Raw genomic sequence first — 16,877 nt, 5'->3', positions numbered from 1 at the left:
CCTGCCCGTTATCAGAACGGATACGTTAAGTGTAGCCCTACTCATCATCCCAGCCGTCAAACTGACGTTTTTCATGCTGCATTTCACGCTGGAAAATGTCCTCCAGCTCGCGTCGCGCCTCACGCACGCGTGAAACCTGCACGCTGTCGTCGTGGCTCGGCACCAGTTCACGCAGCATGCGCATATCCAGCCGGCGGAAGTGCTGCTGCGCGCGCTGCGCCTGATGCGGATGCATGCCCAGTGATATCAGCGCTTTGCGGCCTAACTCCAGCGCACTGGAGAAGGTTTCACGCGAGAACAGCGTGACGCCCGCCTGCAGCAGCTCATGCGCCTCGACACGACCGCGCGCCCGCGCCAGGATCTCCAGTTGCGGGAAGTGCTGCTGGCACAAGTGCACGATGGTCATCGAATCTTCCGGATCGTTACAGGTGATGACAATCGACTGCGCATTCTCCGCCCCGGCGGCACGCAGTAGCTCGAGCTCAGTGGCATCGCCATAGTAAACCTTGTAGCCATATTTGCGCATCAGGCTGACCGCCGAGATATCGCGCTCCAGCACGGTGATGCGCTTGTTGTTGGCCATCAGCAAACGCCCGACCACCTGACCAAAACGGCCAAAGCCCACCACAATCACCTGAGGCTGATCGTCCTCGACAAACGGCTTTTCGCCGTCCTCTTCCGGTTCGTTAAAGCGGCGCGCCAGAATCTTATCCACGCCCTGCATCAGCAGCGGCGTGGTCATCATCGACAGCGTCACCGTGACCAGCAGCAGCGGCAGCTGATCGCCACTGAACAGTTTTGCCGACGACGCCGCCGAAAACAGCACGAAGGCGAATTCACCGCCCTGACTCAGCACGCCGGCAAACTGCAGACGCTCCGAACTGCGCAGACCATAAATGCGCGCCAGCACGTAGAGCACCAGCGTTTTCACCGCCACCAGCAGCACCACGCCGATCAGAATTTCGAGGATGTGGGTATAAAGCACGCCGAGGTTGAGCGCCATGCCCACCGAAATAAAGAACAGCCCGAGCAGCAGCCCTTTAAACGGTTCAATGGCGACTTCAAGTTCGTGGCGATACTCACTCTCTGCCAGCAGAATACCGGCGATAAACGTCCCCAGCGCCATCGACAGGCCCAGCGCATCCATAAACAGCGCGGAACCGAGCACCAGCAGCAGCGAGGCGGCGGTAAACACTTCCCGCACGCCGGACGCGGCAATGAAACGGAAAATCGGCCGCAGCAAATAGCGGCCGCCCACCAGCATACCGGCGAATGCCAGCACCTTCATGCCCACCTTGAGCCAGTCAACGTGGCCACTGTCGCTGCCAGCCAGCAGCGGCACCAGCGCCAGCGCCGGAATCACCGCCAGGTCCTGAAACAGCAGCACCGAGAAGCCCAGCTGGCCCGCTTCGCTGCGGTTCATGCCTTTGTCGCGCATCAGCTGCAGCGCCATGGCGGTCGAGGACATCGCCAGGCCGATACCGCCAATCACCGCGGCCTGCCAGCTGAAGTCGGTCAGCCACAGCAGCACGCCGAGAATCGCTGCCGATACCAGCACCTGCGCGGCACCGACGCCAAAAATAGAGCGCCGCAGCGCCCACAGCTTGGCCGGGTTCAGCTCCAGTCCGATGATGAACATCAGGAACACCACGCCAAGCTCCGAGAAGTGCAGAATCTCGTCCACATCGCTGATGAAGCCCAGCCCCCACGGGCCGATGGCGATACCGGCCAGCAGATAGCCCAGCACCGCACCAATGCCGAGCCGGGCGGCAATCGGCACCACCAGCACCGCCGCCACCAGATAAATCACGCCGGCGGTGAGTAACGTTTCGCCTTGCATCACACTCCTCCGTTCGGCAGCGGTGACGCCAGCCAGTCGCCATAGGCGCGCGCAAAATTGCGCAGCACCTCGGGTGTCTGACGACGCGCCCAGTAAATTACCATCGGCGTCAGCCAGTGCATGCGACACATCTGCGCCGTCAGCTCAAACGGTCGCATAATGTCGCTCATCGGGTAGCGATTGAGGCCGCTGTGGTGATACGCCGTCTCCGGCTCACCGGTGGTCACCACGCTGCGCCAGTATTTGCCTTCCAGCGCATTACCGTCCTGCCCACTGGCAAAGCCGCGCGACAGCACGCGATCCAGCCACTCTTTCAGCAGTGCCGGACAGCTATAGGTATAAAGTGGATGCTGAAACACCACGATTTGATGGTCGCGCAGCAGTTGCTGCTCGTAATGAATATCAATAAAGAAATCCGGATAGTGGGCGTATAAATCGTGCACCGTGACGTGGTCCAGTTCCATAGCCGACTGCAGCAAAACCCGATTAGCAATCGAATCCTGTGATTCCGGATGGGCGTAAAGCAGCAATATTTTGGGCGGCTGCGACATCGTTCCCCTCCAAAGCGTCGTCACCGCGGCGGAATTCCGCTACCATGCTCGACGCAACAAACATTATCGAATTATGTTGCCGATAAATTAACATATTCTGACGATACGGCGCTTATGATTGTCTTTTCCGCATTACAAATCCGTCGCGGCACTAATGTGCTGCTGGATAACGCAACGGCCACCATTAACCCGGGGCAAAAAGTCGGCCTGGTGGGTAAAAACGGCTGCGGTAAATCCACGCTGCTGTCACTGCTGAAGGGTGAAATCAGCAGCGATGCCGGCAACGTCACCTTTCCCGGCAACTGGGCGCTGGCGTGGGTGAATCAGGAAACCCCGGCGCTGAGTAAAGCCGCGCTGGAATATGTTATCGACGGCGACCGCGAATATCGTCAGCTCGAATCCGAATTAGCGGCAGCCAATGCGCGCGACGATGGCAATGCCATCGCGCTGCTGCACGGCAAGCTGGACGCTATTCAGGCGTGGAGCATACACGCACGCGCCGCCAGTCTGCTGCACGGATTGGGCTTCAGCCAGGAACAATTAATGCGGCCGGTGAGCGATTTCTCCGGTGGCTGGCGTATGCGTCTCAACCTTGCTCAGGCGCTGGTATGCCGTTCCGACCTGCTGCTGCTCGATGAACCGACTAACCACCTCGATCTCGACGCAGTGATCTGGCTGGAGCGCTGGCTGAAGAGCTATACCGGCACGCTGATCCTGATCTCGCACGACCGCGACTTCCTCGACCCGGTGGTGGACAAAATCATCCATATCGAACAGCAGACGATGTTCGAATACACCGGCAACTACAGCTCGTTCGAGCGTCAGCGCGTAGCCAAACTGGCGCAGCAACAGGCGCTGTACCAGAGTCAGCAGGAAAAAGTCACCCACCTGCAAAAGTACATCGATCGCTTCCGCGCGCAGGCCACCAAAGCCAAACAGGCGCAGAGCCGCATCAAGATGCTGGAGCGCATGGAGCTGATTGCACCGGCGCATGTCGATAACCCGTTCAGCTTCAGCTTCCGCGCGCCAGAAAGCCTGCCTAACCCAATCCTGAAAATGGAGCAGGTTTCGGCGGGTTACGGTGAGCGGGTGATTCTGGATGCCATCAAACTCAACCTGGTGCCGGGCTCACGCATCGGCCTGCTGGGGCGCAACGGCGCCGGTAAATCCACGCTGATCAAACTGCTGGCGGGCGAGCTGGAGCCGCTGGCGGGCAAAGTGGGTCTGGCGAAAGGGATCAAGCTGGGTTACTTCGCGCAGCATCAGCTTGAGTATCTGCGCGCCGATGAGTCGCCGCTGCAGCATCTGGCGCGCATCGCCCCGAAAACGCTGGAGCAGCAGCTGCGTGACTACCTGGGCGGCTTTGGTTTCCAGGGCGATAAAGTCAGCGAAGCCACCGAGCGTTTCTCCGGCGGCGAGAAAGCGCGGCTGGTGCTGGCGCTGATCGTCTGGCAGCGGCCGAATCTGCTGCTGCTCGACGAACCAACCAACCACCTCGATTTGGATATGCGCCAGGCGCTGACCGAAGCGCTGATCGACTTTGAAGGCGCACTGGTGGTGGTGTCACACGATCGTCACCTTCTGCGTTCAACCACCGACGATCTTTACCTGGTGCACGACCGCAAAGTGGATGTGTTCGAGGGCGATCTGGACGATTATCAGCAGTGGCTGAGCGACCTGCAGAAGCAGGAAACGCAGCAGGATGCCGCGCCGAAGCAGGACAACGCCAACAGCGCGCAGTCCCGCAAAGATCAGAAGCGCCGCGACGCCGAGCTGCGCGCGCAGACGCAGCCGCTGCGCAAAGAGATCGAAAAGCTGGAGAAGCAGATGGCCAAATGGCAGACACAGCTCAGCGAAGCCGAAGCACAGCTGGCCGACAGCGCCATTTACGAGCAGAGCCGTAAGGCAGATTTAACCGCCGCCCTGCAGCGCCAGGCGGAGAGCAAATCGGCGCTGGAAGAGGTCGAAATGGCGTGGCTGGAGGCGCAGGAGCAGCTGGAGCAGATGCTCGCGGGCTAAAGGTGCGCGATGATGCCCTCACCCTGACCCTCTCCCATAGGGAGAGGGAATAAACCTTACTCCCGCGCCTGAACAGCCTCCTCCCACGGAAGAGGGTACAAACCTTAATCGGCCTTACCGGCTACGCATGGTCGGCCCCCTCTCCCGCTGGCGGGAGAGGGTTGGGTGAGGGCAATCAACGCTCCGAAATCACACCGGCACATCCCCTAACACCGTCGCGCGATGCATCACGCGCCGCGCCGGATAATAATCCGCGTTGGCATAATGCTGCGTCACGCGGTTATCCCAGATTGCCACGTCATTCGGCTGCCAGCGCCAGCGCACCTGAAACTCCGGTTTGGTGGCGTGCGCAAACAGATAGCCCAGCAGCGCCTCGCTCTCCTTCTCGCTTACGCCCAGCAGCCTGGTGGTAAAACCTTCATTAACAAACAGCGCCTTGCGTCCGCTCACCGGATGAGTGCGGATCACCGGATGCTGCACCGGCGGATGCTTCGCCACGGCCTGCTGCCAGCGCTGATGCTCCTCTTCCGTCTTACGGTACTTATACTCCTGGAACGATTTCTTAAAGTCGTGTTCCGCCTGCAGGCCACTCAGCAGCTGTTTGAACGGCTCTGACAGCGCCTCGTAAGCGGCAATTCCGCTGGTCCACAGCGTATCGCCACCGCTCTCCGGCAGCAGCTTTGAGGCCAGAATAGCGATCGCCGGCGGCGTCTGAATAAAGGTGACGTCGGTATGCCAGTTATCATTGTCCGGCGGATTATCCTGATGCGTATCCAGCACGATAATCTCTTCAACGCCTTCGGCATGCGGATAAACCGGATGAATGTGCAGATCGCCGAAGCGGATCGCCAGCGCGCGCTGCTGCTCCGGCGTAATGCGCTGATCGCGCAGAAACAGCACCTGGTGACGCAGCAGACCGTGATAAAGCTGCTCAAACTGCGCGTCACTCAGCGGACGGCTGAGATCGACATCGCTGACCTGCGCCCCGATATACGGACCCAGCGCGGTAAAATTCACTCGTTCGTTCATTGCTGTTCTCCATTCCAGGGGGTCAGTCGGCGCTGTAGCGCACGTAAACCCAGTTCTAAACTAAAGGCAATCAGGGCGATCACCGCGATGCCCGCCAGCACCACATCGGTGGCGAGAAACTCCCCAGCCGACTGCACCATAAAGCCCAGTCCGCGCGTCGCGGCAATCAGTTCAGCCGCCACCAGCGTGGACCAGCCCACACCAAGACCGATGCGCAGACCGGTGAGAATCTCCGGCAACGCTCCGGGCAGAATGACAAAACGCAGCAGCTGCCCGCGCGTCGCCCCCAGCGCCTGAGCCGCACGGATCCGCACCTGCTGCGTATTCTTCACGCCGGCCAGGGTAGACAAAGTCACCGGCGCGAAAATTGCCAGATAAATCAGTAAAATCTTTGAAGTTTCGCCAATGCCAAACCAAATCACCATCAGCGGCAAATAGGCCAGCGGCGGCACCGGTCGATAGAGTTCAATAAGCGGATCGAGCAGCCCGCGCACCGCCGGGCTAAGCCCCATAGCAATGCCCACCGGAATGCCGATCAGTGCGGCAAAGAACAGCGCCACCAGCATGCGCGTCAGGCTGGCACCAAGGTGCTGCCATAGCGTGGCATCCATAAAGCCCTGCGGACCAGCAATAACCAGCAGCTTATGCAGCACCTGCTGCGGCGGCGGCAGAAACAAGGGCGCAATCAGCCCCAGCGCGGTCACCCCCCACCACAGCAGCAGCAGCACGGCCACGCTCAGCAGGCTCAGCGACAGCTGGCGGGAAAAGGGCCAGCGCAGGCGACGAACGCGGGACGTCCGGCGCTTGTCATCAATAACGGCACTCATACAAACGCCTCCCGCTGCGCGAACACCTGGTTCAGGACATACTCACGTCGTTCGATAAATGCCGGATCGGATTTGATGCTGCGGCACGGCTCGCCTGCGGCGAAGCGCTGGCCAAAGTCGAGCTTCAGGCGTTCCACTACGCGACCCGGACCCGGCGACAGCAGCACCAGTTCGCTGGCGAGAAAGACGGCTTCTTCGATGTCATGGGTGATCAGCAGAATCTGCTTGCCGGTATCGCGCCATAACGTCAGCAGCAGCGTCTGCATCTGCTCGCGCGTGAAGGCATCCAGCGCACCGAACGGCTCATCTAACAGCAGCAGCTGCGGATCAGCGGCCAGCGCACGGGCAATCCCCACGCGCTGACGCTGACCCCCAGAGAGCTGCCAGATAAAACGCTTTTCTGCGCCCTCGAGCCCGACCTTACGGATCAGACGGCGGACGATCGCGTGCCGTTCAGCTTTTGCCATGCCCGCCAGCTGCAGGCCGAACGCCACGTTATCGATAACGTTACGCCACGGCAGTAGCCCTTCGTTCTGAAAGACCACGCCGCGCTCTGCGCCCGGTCCGCGTACCGGCTTGCCATCCAGCGTGATACTGCCGGACTCCAGCGGCAGAAAGCCGGCGATCAAGTTCAGCAGCGTGGTTTTGCCACAGCCGGACGGCCCCAGCACCACCAGCAATTCGCGGCTGGCCAGCTGCAGATTGATATCCTGCAGCGCCGGTTGTCCGGCGTAACGTGCGTTGAGATGGGTGATGCTGAGCATAAGGCCTCCGTTATTTGGCTAAGGGGGCAACAAAGCGCGTGGTGACAAAGCTGCTGTAGTCACTGGCGGCATCCGGCACTTTGCCCTGCTCTTTCAGAAACTGTGCGGTATCGACAATCGCCTTGTTGACCGGTTTGCCCAGCTGTTCCACCTGCTGCTGCGCCGTCAGGTAGGTATTGCCTTTCACCAGTCCGGGGACGTCACTTTCCGGCACGCCGCTCAGGCGCGACAGCTTGCTGAGGTTATCCGGCTGCTGCAGCCACTGTTCCGGGTTGGCGATATAGGCCTGCTGCGCGGCAATCGCGCTACGGGCGAAAGCGGTGACTACTTCAGGATGCTGCCGGGCAAAATCCTTGCGCACTACCCAGACGTCGAGGGTTGGTGAGCCCCACTGCCCGACCTGCGACGAGTCGGTCAGCACCTTGCCGTCTTTCTCCAGTTCATTGACGGCGGGTGCCCAGACGTAAGCGCCGTCGATATCACCACGCTGCCAGGCAGCAATGATCGCCGGCGGCTGCAGATTAACCAGTTGCACCTGGGTGGGTTTGATGCCCCAGTGTTTCAGCGCGGCCAGCAGGCTGTAATGGGTGGTGGAGATGAAGGGAACGGCAATGCGTTTGCCGATCAAATCTTTGGGCGAGCTGATGCCTTTTTTCACTACCAGCGCTTCAGAATTGCCCAGCTGTGAAGCCAGCAGAAAAGCTTCAATCGGCAGCTGCTGCGTGGCGGCCACCGCCAGCGGGCTGGAACCGATGTTGCCAATTTGCACATCGCCCGAGGCTAACGCGCGCAGAACGCTGGCGCCGCTGTCGAATTTGCGCCAGTCAACCGTGGCACCGCTCTCTTTAGCAAAGGTATTGTCAGCCTGCGCCACTTTGGCCGGTTCTGCCGACGTCTGATAAGCCACGGTCACATTGACCGCCTGCGCCTGAAAGGTCATCAGCGCTAACGCGGCTGCTACCGCGCTTATTGTTTTGGTTACTGCCATCATCATGCACCCCAATGTTGAGTCGTGACGGCAGTGTCGCCAGCAGCAATGATTTCATAAAGGAATTAAAAATTATCCCTAATAAAAATCGGTTCTTAGATCAACATCAGGTAACGCTATGCAAAAAGTGCAAATACAAAACCGCTGGTGCGGAACAAATATGTCAGGCGCTCACATGCCGACTGTGGTATTGATCTCGTCTTGATTTTTTCCCCTTTTACAGCGGTACTGGCCTCCATGTCGATTGAGAAAGTTGCGCGCCTCGCGGGCGTGTCGAAAGCCACGGTTTCACGGGTGTTAAACCAGCATCCTGGCGTCCGGCCAGATACGCGTAAACGGGTGCTGGCCGCCATTAATGTGTGCGAATACCAGCCCAACCTGCTGGCGCGCCAGCTGCGTACCGCGCAAAGCAACATGTTGCTGGTGCTGATTTCCGATATCACCAATCCGTTCTGTTCACGGGTGGTGCAGGGCATTGAGGCGGAGGCCGAAGCGCACGGCTATCACATCCTGTTATGTAATTCCGCCTCGCAGCTGCGGCGCGAAACCGCCTATCTGGCGCTGCTGGCCGGCAAAGTGGTGGATGGGGTGATCACCATGGACGCCGCGGCCTGCCTGCAGGGACTGAAAGAGTTAATTGGTGATGCGCCGTGGGTGCAGTGTGCGGAGTACGATCCCTCGGTGAACGCCTCCAGCGTCACCATTGATAACCGTCAGGCGGCCTATGACACGGTGCATTATCTGGCCGGCAAAGGGCGTCAGCGTATTGCGCTGGTCAACTGCGATATGCGCTATCTCTATTCGCACCAGCGCGAAAGCGGCTATCGCGACGCCATCACGCAGCTGCGGCTTGACTGGCACGGCGTCGCTTACGCCAGCGACATCTCCTGCGAAGCGGGCAGCGCGGCGCTGCGCGAACTGCTAACGCAGCCAGAGCGGCCGGATGCGGTGTTTGCGGTATCAGACGTGCTGGCGGTTGGCGTGATTCACGCTGCTCTGGAGGCCGGACTGCGCGTGCCAGAGGATCTGGCGGTGGTCGGCTTTGACGGCATTCCGTTCACCAGCAGCATCAACCCGCCGCTGACCACCATTGCCCAGCCGATGAACCAGATGGGTGCGCGCAGCGTGCAGCTGCTGCTGGCGCGCATCCGTCAGCGCCAGGCGGCAGTGGTGCATGAAGTGCTGCCGTGGACGCGCATTGAGCGCGCCTCCAGCTGACTCAGTGCCAGATCAACAGCACGCAGGCTGCGGTCAGCGCACCCATGGCGAGGTTGAAGATTTTCCACGCGCGCGGGCTGCGCAGCAGCCGGCCAATCAGCGAACCGAAACCCATCCAGATCACGCCGGAAACTACGTTCACCAGCGCCATACCGAGGCTGATCGCCACCACGGAATGCAGATAGGCGCTGCCGGCAAGACTGAAGCTGGCGACCGCTCCCAGCGCCATCAGCCACGCTTTCGGATTGATCAGTTGCAGTAACCCGCCCTGCCAGAAAGGCATCTGCTTCACGCTGGCATCGTCAGTCTCCAGCGTTTCGTATTCGGCGGTGGCAATTTTCCACGCCAGCCACAGCAGGTAGAGGCTACCGGCCACTTTCAGTACCAGATGCAGTGAGGGATAGAGCAGAATCAGGCTGCCGATGCCAAACGCCACCATCAGCAACATCACCTGCATGCCAATCATGATACCAATCAGCAGTGGAAAGGTGCGCAGGAAGCCAAAATTAGCACCTGAGGCGGTAAGTAACATATTATTGGGCCCTGGCGTGATGGCCGCGACCCAGAGAAAGCCCAGCATTGATAAAAAAAGACTCAGTTCCATGTATATTCGGGTGCTCCTCACCCAGAAAAGCGAACAACCCATCGAAGCTATCAGCGAGTTATGCATCAGACAAGTACTATCCCAGGCTATTTTGATCGCCCGAGCGGCGAGCGCTTTACCCCGCTGCGCGGCTTCGGCAATGCGCATCTGCAAACGCTGCTGCCGCGCCTGCTGCGCCGGCGCGTCACGCTGCGCCCGCACTGGCAGCGCCTCGATCTGCCGGACGGCGACTTCGTCGATCTGGCGTGGAGCGAAGATCCGGCACAGGCACGTCACAAGCCGCGCATGGTGCTGTTCCACGGGCTGGAAGGCAGTTTCCGCAGCCCGTATGCCCATGGGCTGATGCAGGCGTGTCAGGCGCGCGGCTGGCTGGCGGTGATCATGCACTTCCGCGGCTGCAGCGGCGAGCCTAACCGTCTGCAGCGCATCTATCACTCCGGTGAAACTGAAGATGCGACCTATTTTCTGCACTGGCTGCAGCGCGAATGGGGCACGGTGCCGACTGCGGCAGTCGGCGTTTCGCTTGGCGGCAATATGCTGGCCTGTCTGCTGGGACTGCAGGGCACGTCGGCCCCGCTGGATGCCGCGGTCGCCATCTCCGCGCCGCTGGCGCTGGAGCCGTGCAGCCAGAAGCTGGACGTGGGCTTTTCACGCTTTTATCAGCACTACCTGCTGACCCAGCTGAAGAAAAACGCCACGCGCAAACTGCGCGCCTGGCCGGGCACGCTGCCGGTCGATCTGACGCAGCTGCGCGCCTTCCGCCGGCTGCGTGAGTTTGATGATGCGATTACCGCCCGCGCCCACGGGTTTATTGATGCGCGCGACTATTATCAACGCGCCAGCGCCATGCCATTGCTGACCGGCGTGCGCAAGCCGCTGCTGATCATCCATGCCAAAGACGATCCCTTTATGACCGATGCGGTGATCCCGCAGCCGCAGCAGTTGTCTGCCACAATTGAGTATCAGCTGACGCAGCAAGGCGGTCACGTCGGCTTCGTGGGCGGCAGCCTGCTGCGACCCAAAATGTGGCTGGAGCAGCGCGTGCCGGACTGGCTCTCAACTTATCTGGATATGTAATTGTGATTATTCCCTGGCAAGAACTCGACCCGACAACGCTGGAAAACCTGATAGAAAGTTTTGTGCTGCGTGAAGGCACCGATTATGGCGAGCAGGAGCGCAGCCTGACGCAGAAAGTGGCCGACGTGCGCCGCCAGCTTGAGCAGGGCGAAGTGGTACTGGTGTGGTCAGAATTGCATGAATCGGTCAATATTATGCCGCGGCGTGAATTTCGCGGCTGATGCGTCAGGCGGCAATTCGTGGTAACAATGCTCATCGCCGGACTTCACAGGGAGCGCTGTTATGTCAGCCAGGCATCCAGTCATAGCCGTTACCGGTTCCAGCGGCGCCGGAACCACCACCACCAGTCTCGCCTTCCGTAAAATTTTCCAGCAGCTGGATCTGCACGCGGCGGAAGTAGAAGGCGACAGTTTCCATCGCTATACCCGTCCGGAAATGGACATGGCGATTCGTAAGGCGCGCGACCTCGGGCGTCACATCAGCTACTTTGGCCCGGAAGCCAACGACTTCGGCCTGCTGGAGCAGACTTTCCGCGACTATGGTCAGAGCGGACTCGGCCAGTCGCGCAAATATCTGCACACCTACGATGAAGCGGTGCCGTGGAATCAGGTGCCGGGCACCTTTACACCCTGGCAGCCGCTGCCGGAAAACACCGATGTGCTGTTCTATGAAGGCCTGCACGGCGGCGTGGTGACGCAGCAGCATAACGTAGCTGAACACGTCGATCTGCTGGTTGGCGTGGTACCGATTGTAAATCTGGAGTGGATTCAGAAACTGGTGCGGGACACCAGCGAGCGCGGCCATTCGCGCGAAGCGGTGATGGATTCGGTGGTGCGTTCGATGGAAGACTACATCAACTACATCACGCCGCAGTTTTCCCGCACGCACCTCAACTTCCAGCGCGTGCCGACCGTGGATACCTCGAACCCGTTTGCCGCGCGTGAGATCCCGTCGCTGGATGAGAGCTTTGTGGTGATCCATTTTCGCGGCCTGGAGGGCATCGCTTTTCCTTATTTACTGGCGATGATCCAGGGCTCGTTTATTTCCCACATGAATACGCTGGTGGTGCCGGGCGGCAAGATGGGACTGGCGATGGAGTTGATCATGACGCCGCTGGTGCAGCGGTTGATTGAAGGAAAACGTATTGAATAGCGCAGGCTAACGCGCCAGTTTCGCTGGGAGGAGCTGAGATCGGGAGCGCAGGGCCGCGCTCCCGGCTGGATTACAGCTCCACCACTTCGTAGCTGTGCGTTATCTCGACGCCCTTGCCCAGCATGATCGCGACCGAGCAGTACTTCTCTGCGGACAGATCCACCGCGCGCGCCACCGCTTTATCGCTCAGCGCTTTGCCGCTGACAATAAAATGCAGATTGATATGCGTAAAAATGCGTGGCGCTTCTTCGCGGCGTTCCGAGGTCAGTTTGACTTCACAATCGGCGACATCGTTGCGCCCCTTTTGCAGAATCGACACCACGTCAATCGCGCTGCAGCCGCCCGCAGCCATCAACACCATCTCCATCGGGCTGGGCGCTTTATCACCGGAATTGCCGTCCATTAATACCTGATGACCGGATGAGGATTCTCCGAGAAAGGTCAGCCCTTCCACCCATTTCACTCGTGCCTGCATTATTCTTTCTCCTGAAGCGGCGGTTTTGCCGCCAGAGTACGCTTTCACCTGACAAACAGCAATGCAGACGCATCCCCCACCTGCTGAAGCGAGACAACAGGAGACAGGTTGCAAAAGCTATGCTACAAACAGTGCTGAAAATATTTTCGTCACGAAAGACGAAAGCGGGACGAATCAAAAGCATCGCTTACGAATCCACCCCCGAATAACTGTCCCTCACGGGAAACGCTGGACGATTTCACCGCCTGACAGGGAAAACTGCCCCCTGTATTTTGGGCACGATTACAACAGAGGATAATAGCGAATGGTTCTCGGCAAACCGCAAACAGACCCTACACTCGAATGGTTCCTGTCCCATTGCCATATTCACAAATATCCATCCAAAAGCACCCTCATCCATCAGGGTGAGAAAGCGGAAACGCTGTACTACATCGTGAAAGGTTCCGTCGCGGTACTGATTAAAGATGAAGAAGGCAAAGAGATGATTCTCTCCTACCTCAATCAGGGGGATTTCATCGGTGAGCTCGGCCTGTTTGAAGAGGGCCAGGAGCGTAGCGCCTGGGTACGTGCGAAAACCGCCTGCGAAGTGGCTGAAATTTCCTACAAAAAATTCCGTCAGCTGATTCAGGTCAATCCGGATATTTTAATGCGCCTGTCGGCGCAGATGGCGCGTCGCCTGCAGGTAACATCTGAAAAAGTCGGCAACCTTGCCTTCCTCGATGTGACCGGCCGTATCGCGCAAACACTGCTCAACCTGGCGAAACAGCCTGATGCCATGACCCACCCGGACGGTATGCAGATTAAAATCACCCGTCAGGAGATTGGTCAGATCGTGGGCTGCTCACGCGAAACTGTGGGTCGTATCCTGAAAATGCTGGAAGATCAGAACCTGATCTCCGCACACGGTAAAACCATCGTCGTTTACGGCACCCGCTGATTTCTTCTCACCCACGGCGTGATGGCAACATCGCGCCGTTTCTGTTTACGATGAGCTGATGTGGCGTCGAATCATCTATCATCCGGAAGTTAACTATGCGCTGCGGCAAACGCTGGTGCTGTGCCTGCCTGTGGCGCTCGGCTGGCTGTTTGGCGATCTGCAAAAAGGGTTGCTGTTCTCACTGGTGCCGGCCTGCTGCAACATCGCCGGTCTGGATACGCCACACAAGCGGTTCTTCAAACGGCTGATTGTCGGCGGCGCACTGTTCGCCAGCGGCAGTTTTCTGATTCAGTACCTCACGGCTTACGCTGTGCCGCTGCCGCTGATTCTGCTGGTGTTGCCGCTGCTGGTGGGCGTGACCGGTGAAATCAGCCCGCTGCATGGTCGTTTGCTGCCCGGCACGCTGATCGCCGCCATCTTTACCTTAAGCCTCGTCGGCCGTATGCCGATGTGGGTCCCGCCGCTGCTGTATATCGGCGGGACGCTGTGGTACGGGCTGTTTAACTGGTTCTGGTTCTGGCTGTGGAAAGAGCAGCCGATGCGCGAGACCCTCAGCCTGCTGTACCGCGAGCTGGCCGATTACTGCGACGCCAAATACACCCTGCTGACGCAGCTGACCGATCCGGAAAAAGCGCTGCCGCCGCTACTGGCGCGCCAGCAGAAAGCGGTCGATCTGATCACCACCTGCTACCAGCAAATGCATATGCTGTCCGCCAGCCGTGATAACAGCCATAAACGCCTGACGCGCGCTTTCCAGGTCGCGCTCGATCTGCAGGAACATATCTCGGTCAGCCTGCACCAGCCGGAAGAGGTGCAAAAGCTGGTGGAGCAAAGCCACGCCGAGGCGGTGATCCGCTGGAACGCGAAAATCATTTCGGCACGGCTGCGCGTGCTGGCCGATGCCATTCTCTATCACCAGCTGCCGGAACGCTTCCACATGGAGAAGCCGCTCGGCGCGCTGGAGAAAATTGCCCGGCAGCACCCGGATAATCCGGTCGGTAATTTCTGCCTCTACCATTTCAGCCGCATTGCGCGCGTGCTGCGCACGCAGAAGCCGCTGTATACCCGCGACCTGATGGCCGATCGCCAGCGCCGCCTGCCGCTGTTGCCGGCGCTGCGCAGCTACCTGTCGCTAAAATCTGCCGCGCTGCGGACGGCGGCGCGCTTTGCGGTGATGCTGATGTTCGGCAGCGCGCTGGCGCTGTTCTTCAATATTCCCAAGCCCTACTGGATTCTGATGACCATCATGTTTGTCAGCCAGAACGGCTACAGCGCCACGCGCGTGCGCATTCAGCACCGGGCACTCGGCACCTTCGCCGGCTTGCTGATCGCCGCGGCGTCGCTGCGCTTTGCCGTACCGGAGTCGATTGCCCTGCTGACCATGCTGGTCATCACCCTCGCCAGCTATCTGATCACGCGTAAATATTATGGCTGGTCGATGATTGGCTTTACGGTGACGGCGGTGTATTCGCTGCAGCTGCTGTCGCTGAACGGCGCGCAATTCCTGCTGCCGCGCATGATGGATACGCTGATGGGCTGCCTGATTGCCTTCGCCGGCATGATCTGGCTATGGCCGCAGTGGCAGAGCGGGCTGCTGCGCAATAACGCGCACGACGCGCTGGAGGCTTATCAGGAGGCGCTGCGCCTGCTGCTCGGTCCGGAGCAGGCGCCGGAGAAGCTGGCGTATCAGCGCGTCAAGGTTAACCAGGCGCACAACGCGCTGTTTAACTCGCTCAACCAGGCGTCCACCGAGCCGGGCTTTAACTTCCAGTATCTGAAAGATATGCGCCTGTGGGTGACTCACAGCCAGTTTATCGTCGAGCACATCAACGCCATGACCATTCTGGCGCGCGAGCACACCATGCTGACGCCAAAGCTGGCGGAGCGCTATTTGCAGTCCTGTGAAATCGCGCTGCAGCGCTGTCAGCAGCGGCTGGCTTACGACGGGCCGGGCAACGACAGCAATATTCTGGAAGCGCCGGAGAATCTGAATGAGGGGCCGGTGACGATTGTCGAACAGCATGTGAAGCGCATTCTGCAGCACCTCAATGTGATGCACACCATTTCTTCACTGGCGTGGAGCCAGCGCCCGCATCACGGCCGCTGGCTCAGCGTGCTGAAGCCGAAAGGTTAGTTCAGGACTTTCGCGATCGCCCGGGCAAAGCGCGCCATGCCTTCTGCGATATCGGTCGGCTCAATCACCAGCGACGGCACAAAGCGAATCACATCGCTGCCGGCGGTCAGTACCATCAGGCCTTCAGCGGCGGAAGCGTTGAGGATATCGCGCGCTTTGCTGGCGTGCTGCGCGTTGAGTACGGCACCCAGCAGCAGGCCTTTGCCCCGAATTTCACTGAAGATGTCGAACTGCTGATTGATCTTCTGCAGCGCCGAGACAAACTGCTCACGGCGCGCGTCGACACCATTCAGCACCTCGGGCGTATTGATGATATCCAGCGCGGTTTCGGCAATCGCACAGGCCAGCGGGTTGCCGCCGTAGGTGGTGCCGTGCACGCCTGGTGCCATCACCGAGGCGATTTCATGGGTGGTCAGCATCGCGCTCACCGGGAAACCGCCGCCCAGCGCTTTAGCGGTGGTGATGATATCTGGCTTGATACCATAGTGTTCGTAAGCAAACAGCTTACCGCTGCGGCCCATGCCGCTCTGCACTTCATCCAGCACCAGCAGCGCGTTGTGCTGATCGCACAGTTCACGCAATCCCTGCATGAATTCCTGCGTTGCCGGCATCACGCCGCCTTCCCCCTGAATCGGCTCCACCACAATCGCGCAGGTGTGGTCGTCAATCACCGCTTTCACCGCGGCCAGATCGTTAAACGGCACATGGACGATATCCGCCGGCTTCGGACCAAAGCCATCGGAGTATTTCGGCTGACCGCCCACCGAGACGGTGAACAGCGTGCGGCCGTGGAAGGCGTTGTGGAAAGCGATAATTTTGCTTTTGAACGGGCTGTGCTTTTTGCAGGCGTAGTAGCGCGCCAGTTTGAACGCCGCTTCGTTCGCTTCGGCACCGGAGTTACCGAAGAATACCCGCTCGGCGAAGGTCGCCGCGATCAGTTTACTGGCGAGGCGCAGTGCCGGCTCATTGGTGAACACGTTACTGGTGTGCCACAGGGTTTCGCCCTGGCTTTTCAGCGTTTCCACCAGCGCCGGATGACAATGGCCAAGCGCGGTGACCGCGATACCACCAGAGAAATCGATATACTCTTTGCCCTGCTGATCCCACACGCGGCTGCCTTTGCCTTTGACCGGCACAAACTGCGCAGGTGCATAAACAGGCAAAATAACGTTATCGAACGTTTCCCGGCTTACCGCTAGATTTTCCGCTGCCATTGATGACCTCATCGGGTTATTTGTTGAGCTGATGTGAAATTATAATCA

Annotated in this window: 16 protein-coding genes; 7 read left to right on the top strand and 9 right to left on the bottom strand. The window is 59.4% G+C overall.

The features are described 5' to 3' along the window. Positions 1-37 precede the first annotated feature (37 nt). Positions 38-1,840, bottom strand: a complete 1,803-nt coding sequence (kefB, locus tag F3I21_RS20580; protein ID WP_021507452.1) for a glutathione-regulated potassium-efflux system protein KefB — start codon at positions 1,838-1,840, stop codon at positions 38-40. Continuing rightward, positions 1,840-2,391, bottom strand: coding sequence for a glutathione-regulated potassium-efflux system ancillary protein KefG (gene kefG, locus F3I21_RS20575; protein ID WP_021507451.1), 552 nt, complete (start codon positions 2,389-2,391; stop codon positions 1,840-1,842). Before kefG ends, kefB begins: the two co-directional genes overlap by 1 nt. 114 nt (positions 2,392-2,505) lie before the next feature. Here kefG and F3I21_RS20570 point away from each other — a divergent pair, with 114 nt between their 5' ends. Beyond that, the gene (locus tag F3I21_RS20570) at positions 2,506-4,410 is read left to right on the top strand and encodes an ABC transporter ATP-binding protein (RefSeq protein WP_104189617.1); all 1,905 of its coding nucleotides are present in this window, start codon (positions 2,506-2,508) and stop codon (positions 4,408-4,410) included. A 189-nt stretch (positions 4,411-4,599) separates the two neighbouring features. Here F3I21_RS20570 and tauD read toward each other — a convergent pair whose 3' ends face one another. From tauD to tauA, 4 genes are read right to left on the bottom strand one after another with little or no spacing between them, the layout of a single operon-like run. Further along, a complete protein-coding gene (tauD, locus tag F3I21_RS20565; protein ID WP_021507449.1) occupies positions 4,600-5,439 on the bottom strand; it encodes a taurine dioxygenase in 840 nt (279 codons plus the stop codon). After that, on the bottom strand, positions 5,436-6,266 hold the full coding sequence (gene tauC, locus F3I21_RS20560) for a taurine ABC transporter permease TauC (RefSeq protein ID WP_021507448.1): 831 nt from the start codon (positions 6,264-6,266) through the stop codon (positions 5,436-5,438). Before tauC ends, tauD begins: the two co-directional genes overlap by 4 nt. Further along, complete coding sequence (gene tauB, locus F3I21_RS20555; protein WP_150059664.1) at positions 6,263-7,030, bottom strand: taurine ABC transporter ATP-binding subunit; 768 nt, start codon at positions 7,028-7,030, stop codon at positions 6,263-6,265. Before tauB ends, tauC begins: the two co-directional genes overlap by 4 nt. Before the next feature lie 10 nt (positions 7,031-7,040). Beyond that, positions 7,041-8,021: a taurine ABC transporter substrate-binding protein gene (tauA, locus tag F3I21_RS20550; RefSeq protein ID WP_040679688.1), complete on the bottom strand. Its 981-nt coding sequence runs from the start codon at positions 8,019-8,021 to the stop codon at positions 7,041-7,043. A gap of 234 nt (positions 8,022-8,255) precedes the next feature. Between tauA and F3I21_RS20545 the strand changes: the two genes are divergently transcribed. Further along, complete coding sequence (locus F3I21_RS20545) at positions 8,256-9,236, top strand: LacI family DNA-binding transcriptional regulator (RefSeq protein WP_150059663.1); 981 nt, start codon at positions 8,256-8,258, stop codon at positions 9,234-9,236. A gap of 1 nt (position 9,237) precedes the next feature. Here F3I21_RS20545 and F3I21_RS20540 read toward each other — a convergent pair whose 3' ends face one another. Next, a complete protein-coding gene (locus F3I21_RS20540) occupies positions 9,238-9,840 on the bottom strand; it encodes a LysE family translocator (protein WP_088517941.1) in 603 nt (200 codons plus the stop codon). A 60-nt stretch (positions 9,841-9,900) separates the two neighbouring features. Between F3I21_RS20540 and F3I21_RS20535 the strand changes: the two genes are divergently transcribed. The 3 genes from F3I21_RS20535 (at position 9,901) to F3I21_RS20525 (ending at position 12,069) form a co-directional block, all read left to right on the top strand. After that, a complete protein-coding gene (locus tag F3I21_RS20535) occupies positions 9,901-10,917 on the top strand; it encodes a hydrolase (RefSeq protein ID WP_058759291.1) in 1,017 nt (338 codons plus the stop codon). A 2-nt stretch (positions 10,918-10,919) separates the two neighbouring features. Continuing rightward, positions 10,920-11,138: a YheU family protein gene (locus tag F3I21_RS20530; protein WP_021507442.1), complete on the top strand. Its 219-nt coding sequence runs from the start codon at positions 10,920-10,922 to the stop codon at positions 11,136-11,138. A gap of 61 nt (positions 11,139-11,199) precedes the next feature. Next, positions 11,200-12,069: a phosphoribulokinase gene (locus F3I21_RS20525; protein ID WP_021507441.1), complete on the top strand. Its 870-nt coding sequence runs from the start codon at positions 11,200-11,202 to the stop codon at positions 12,067-12,069. Positions 12,070-12,139: 70 nt separating this feature from the next. Here F3I21_RS20525 and F3I21_RS20520 read toward each other — a convergent pair whose 3' ends face one another. Continuing rightward, a complete protein-coding gene (locus F3I21_RS20520) occupies positions 12,140-12,544 on the bottom strand; it encodes an OsmC family protein (protein WP_021507440.1) in 405 nt (134 codons plus the stop codon). Positions 12,545-12,848: 304 nt separating this feature from the next. Here F3I21_RS20520 and crp point away from each other — a divergent pair, with 304 nt between their 5' ends. Together crp and F3I21_RS20510 are read left to right on the top strand one after the other, a co-directional pair. Next, entirely contained in the window at positions 12,849-13,481 is a 633-nt protein-coding gene (gene crp, locus F3I21_RS20515; protein WP_000242755.1) for a cAMP-activated global transcriptional regulator CRP, read from the top strand. Positions 13,482-13,539: 58 nt separating this feature from the next. Further along, positions 13,540-15,615 (top strand): YccS/YhfK family putative transporter, encoded by a 2,076-nt coding sequence (locus tag F3I21_RS20510; protein ID WP_021507439.1) that lies wholly within the window; start codon positions 13,540-13,542, stop codon positions 15,613-15,615. On the opposite strand, the gene F3I21_RS20505 is transcribed toward F3I21_RS20510, so the two are convergent. Next, a complete protein-coding gene (locus F3I21_RS20505; RefSeq protein ID WP_150059662.1) occupies positions 15,612-16,829 on the bottom strand; it encodes an aspartate aminotransferase family protein in 1,218 nt (405 codons plus the stop codon). The two genes, F3I21_RS20510 and F3I21_RS20505, sit on opposite strands and share 4 nt — an antisense overlap. Between the last annotated feature and the right edge of the window lie 48 nt (positions 16,830-16,877).

Origin of the sequence: Pantoea sp. B_9 (assembly GCF_008632015.1) — a bacterium.
GTDB lineage: Bacteria > Pseudomonadota > Gammaproteobacteria > Enterobacterales > Enterobacteriaceae > Pantoea > Pantoea dispersa.
The sequence above is the reverse complement of the archived record's forward strand: the minus strand, read 5'-3'. Positions and strand labels throughout refer to the sequence as shown.

Excerpts from the sequence above, each read along its gene's own strand:
- kefB (WP_021507452.1), bottom strand. The coding sequence starts at position 1,840 with ATGCAAGGCGAAACGTTACTCACCGCCGGCGTGATTTATCTGGTGGCG.
- kefG (WP_021507451.1), bottom strand. The coding sequence starts at position 2,391 with ATGTCGCAGCCGCCCAAAATATTGCTGCTTTACGCCCATCCGGAATCA.
- F3I21_RS20570 (WP_104189617.1), top strand. The coding sequence starts at position 2,506 with ATGATTGTCTTTTCCGCATTACAAATCCGTCGCGGCACTAATGTGCTG.
- tauD (WP_021507449.1), bottom strand. The coding sequence starts at position 5,439 with ATGAACGAACGAGTGAATTTTACCGCGCTGGGTCCGTATATCGGGGCG.
- tauC (WP_021507448.1), bottom strand. The coding sequence starts at position 6,266 with ATGAGTGCCGTTATTGATGACAAGCGCCGGACGTCCCGCGTTCGTCGC.
- tauB (WP_150059664.1), bottom strand. The coding sequence starts at position 7,030 with ATGCTCAGCATCACCCATCTCAACGCACGTTACGCCGGACAACCGGCG.
- tauA (WP_040679688.1), bottom strand. The coding sequence starts at position 8,021 with ATGATGGCAGTAACCAAAACAATAAGCGCGGTAGCAGCCGCGTTAGCG.
- F3I21_RS20545 (WP_150059663.1), top strand. The coding sequence starts at position 8,256 with ATGTCGATTGAGAAAGTTGCGCGCCTCGCGGGCGTGTCGAAAGCCACG.
- F3I21_RS20540 (WP_088517941.1), bottom strand. The coding sequence starts at position 9,840 with ATGGAACTGAGTCTTTTTTTATCAATGCTGGGCTTTCTCTGGGTCGCG.
- F3I21_RS20535 (WP_058759291.1), top strand. The coding sequence starts at position 9,901 with ATGCATCAGACAAGTACTATCCCAGGCTATTTTGATCGCCCGAGCGGC.
- F3I21_RS20525 (WP_021507441.1), top strand. The coding sequence starts at position 11,200 with ATGTCAGCCAGGCATCCAGTCATAGCCGTTACCGGTTCCAGCGGCGCC.
- F3I21_RS20520 (WP_021507440.1), bottom strand. The coding sequence starts at position 12,544 with ATGCAGGCACGAGTGAAATGGGTGGAAGGGCTGACCTTTCTCGGAGAA.
- crp (WP_000242755.1), top strand. The coding sequence starts at position 12,849 with ATGGTTCTCGGCAAACCGCAAACAGACCCTACACTCGAATGGTTCCTG.
- F3I21_RS20510 (WP_021507439.1), top strand. The coding sequence starts at position 13,540 with ATGTGGCGTCGAATCATCTATCATCCGGAAGTTAACTATGCGCTGCGG.
- F3I21_RS20505 (WP_150059662.1), bottom strand. The coding sequence starts at position 16,829 with ATGGCAGCGGAAAATCTAGCGGTAAGCCGGGAAACGTTCGATAACGTT.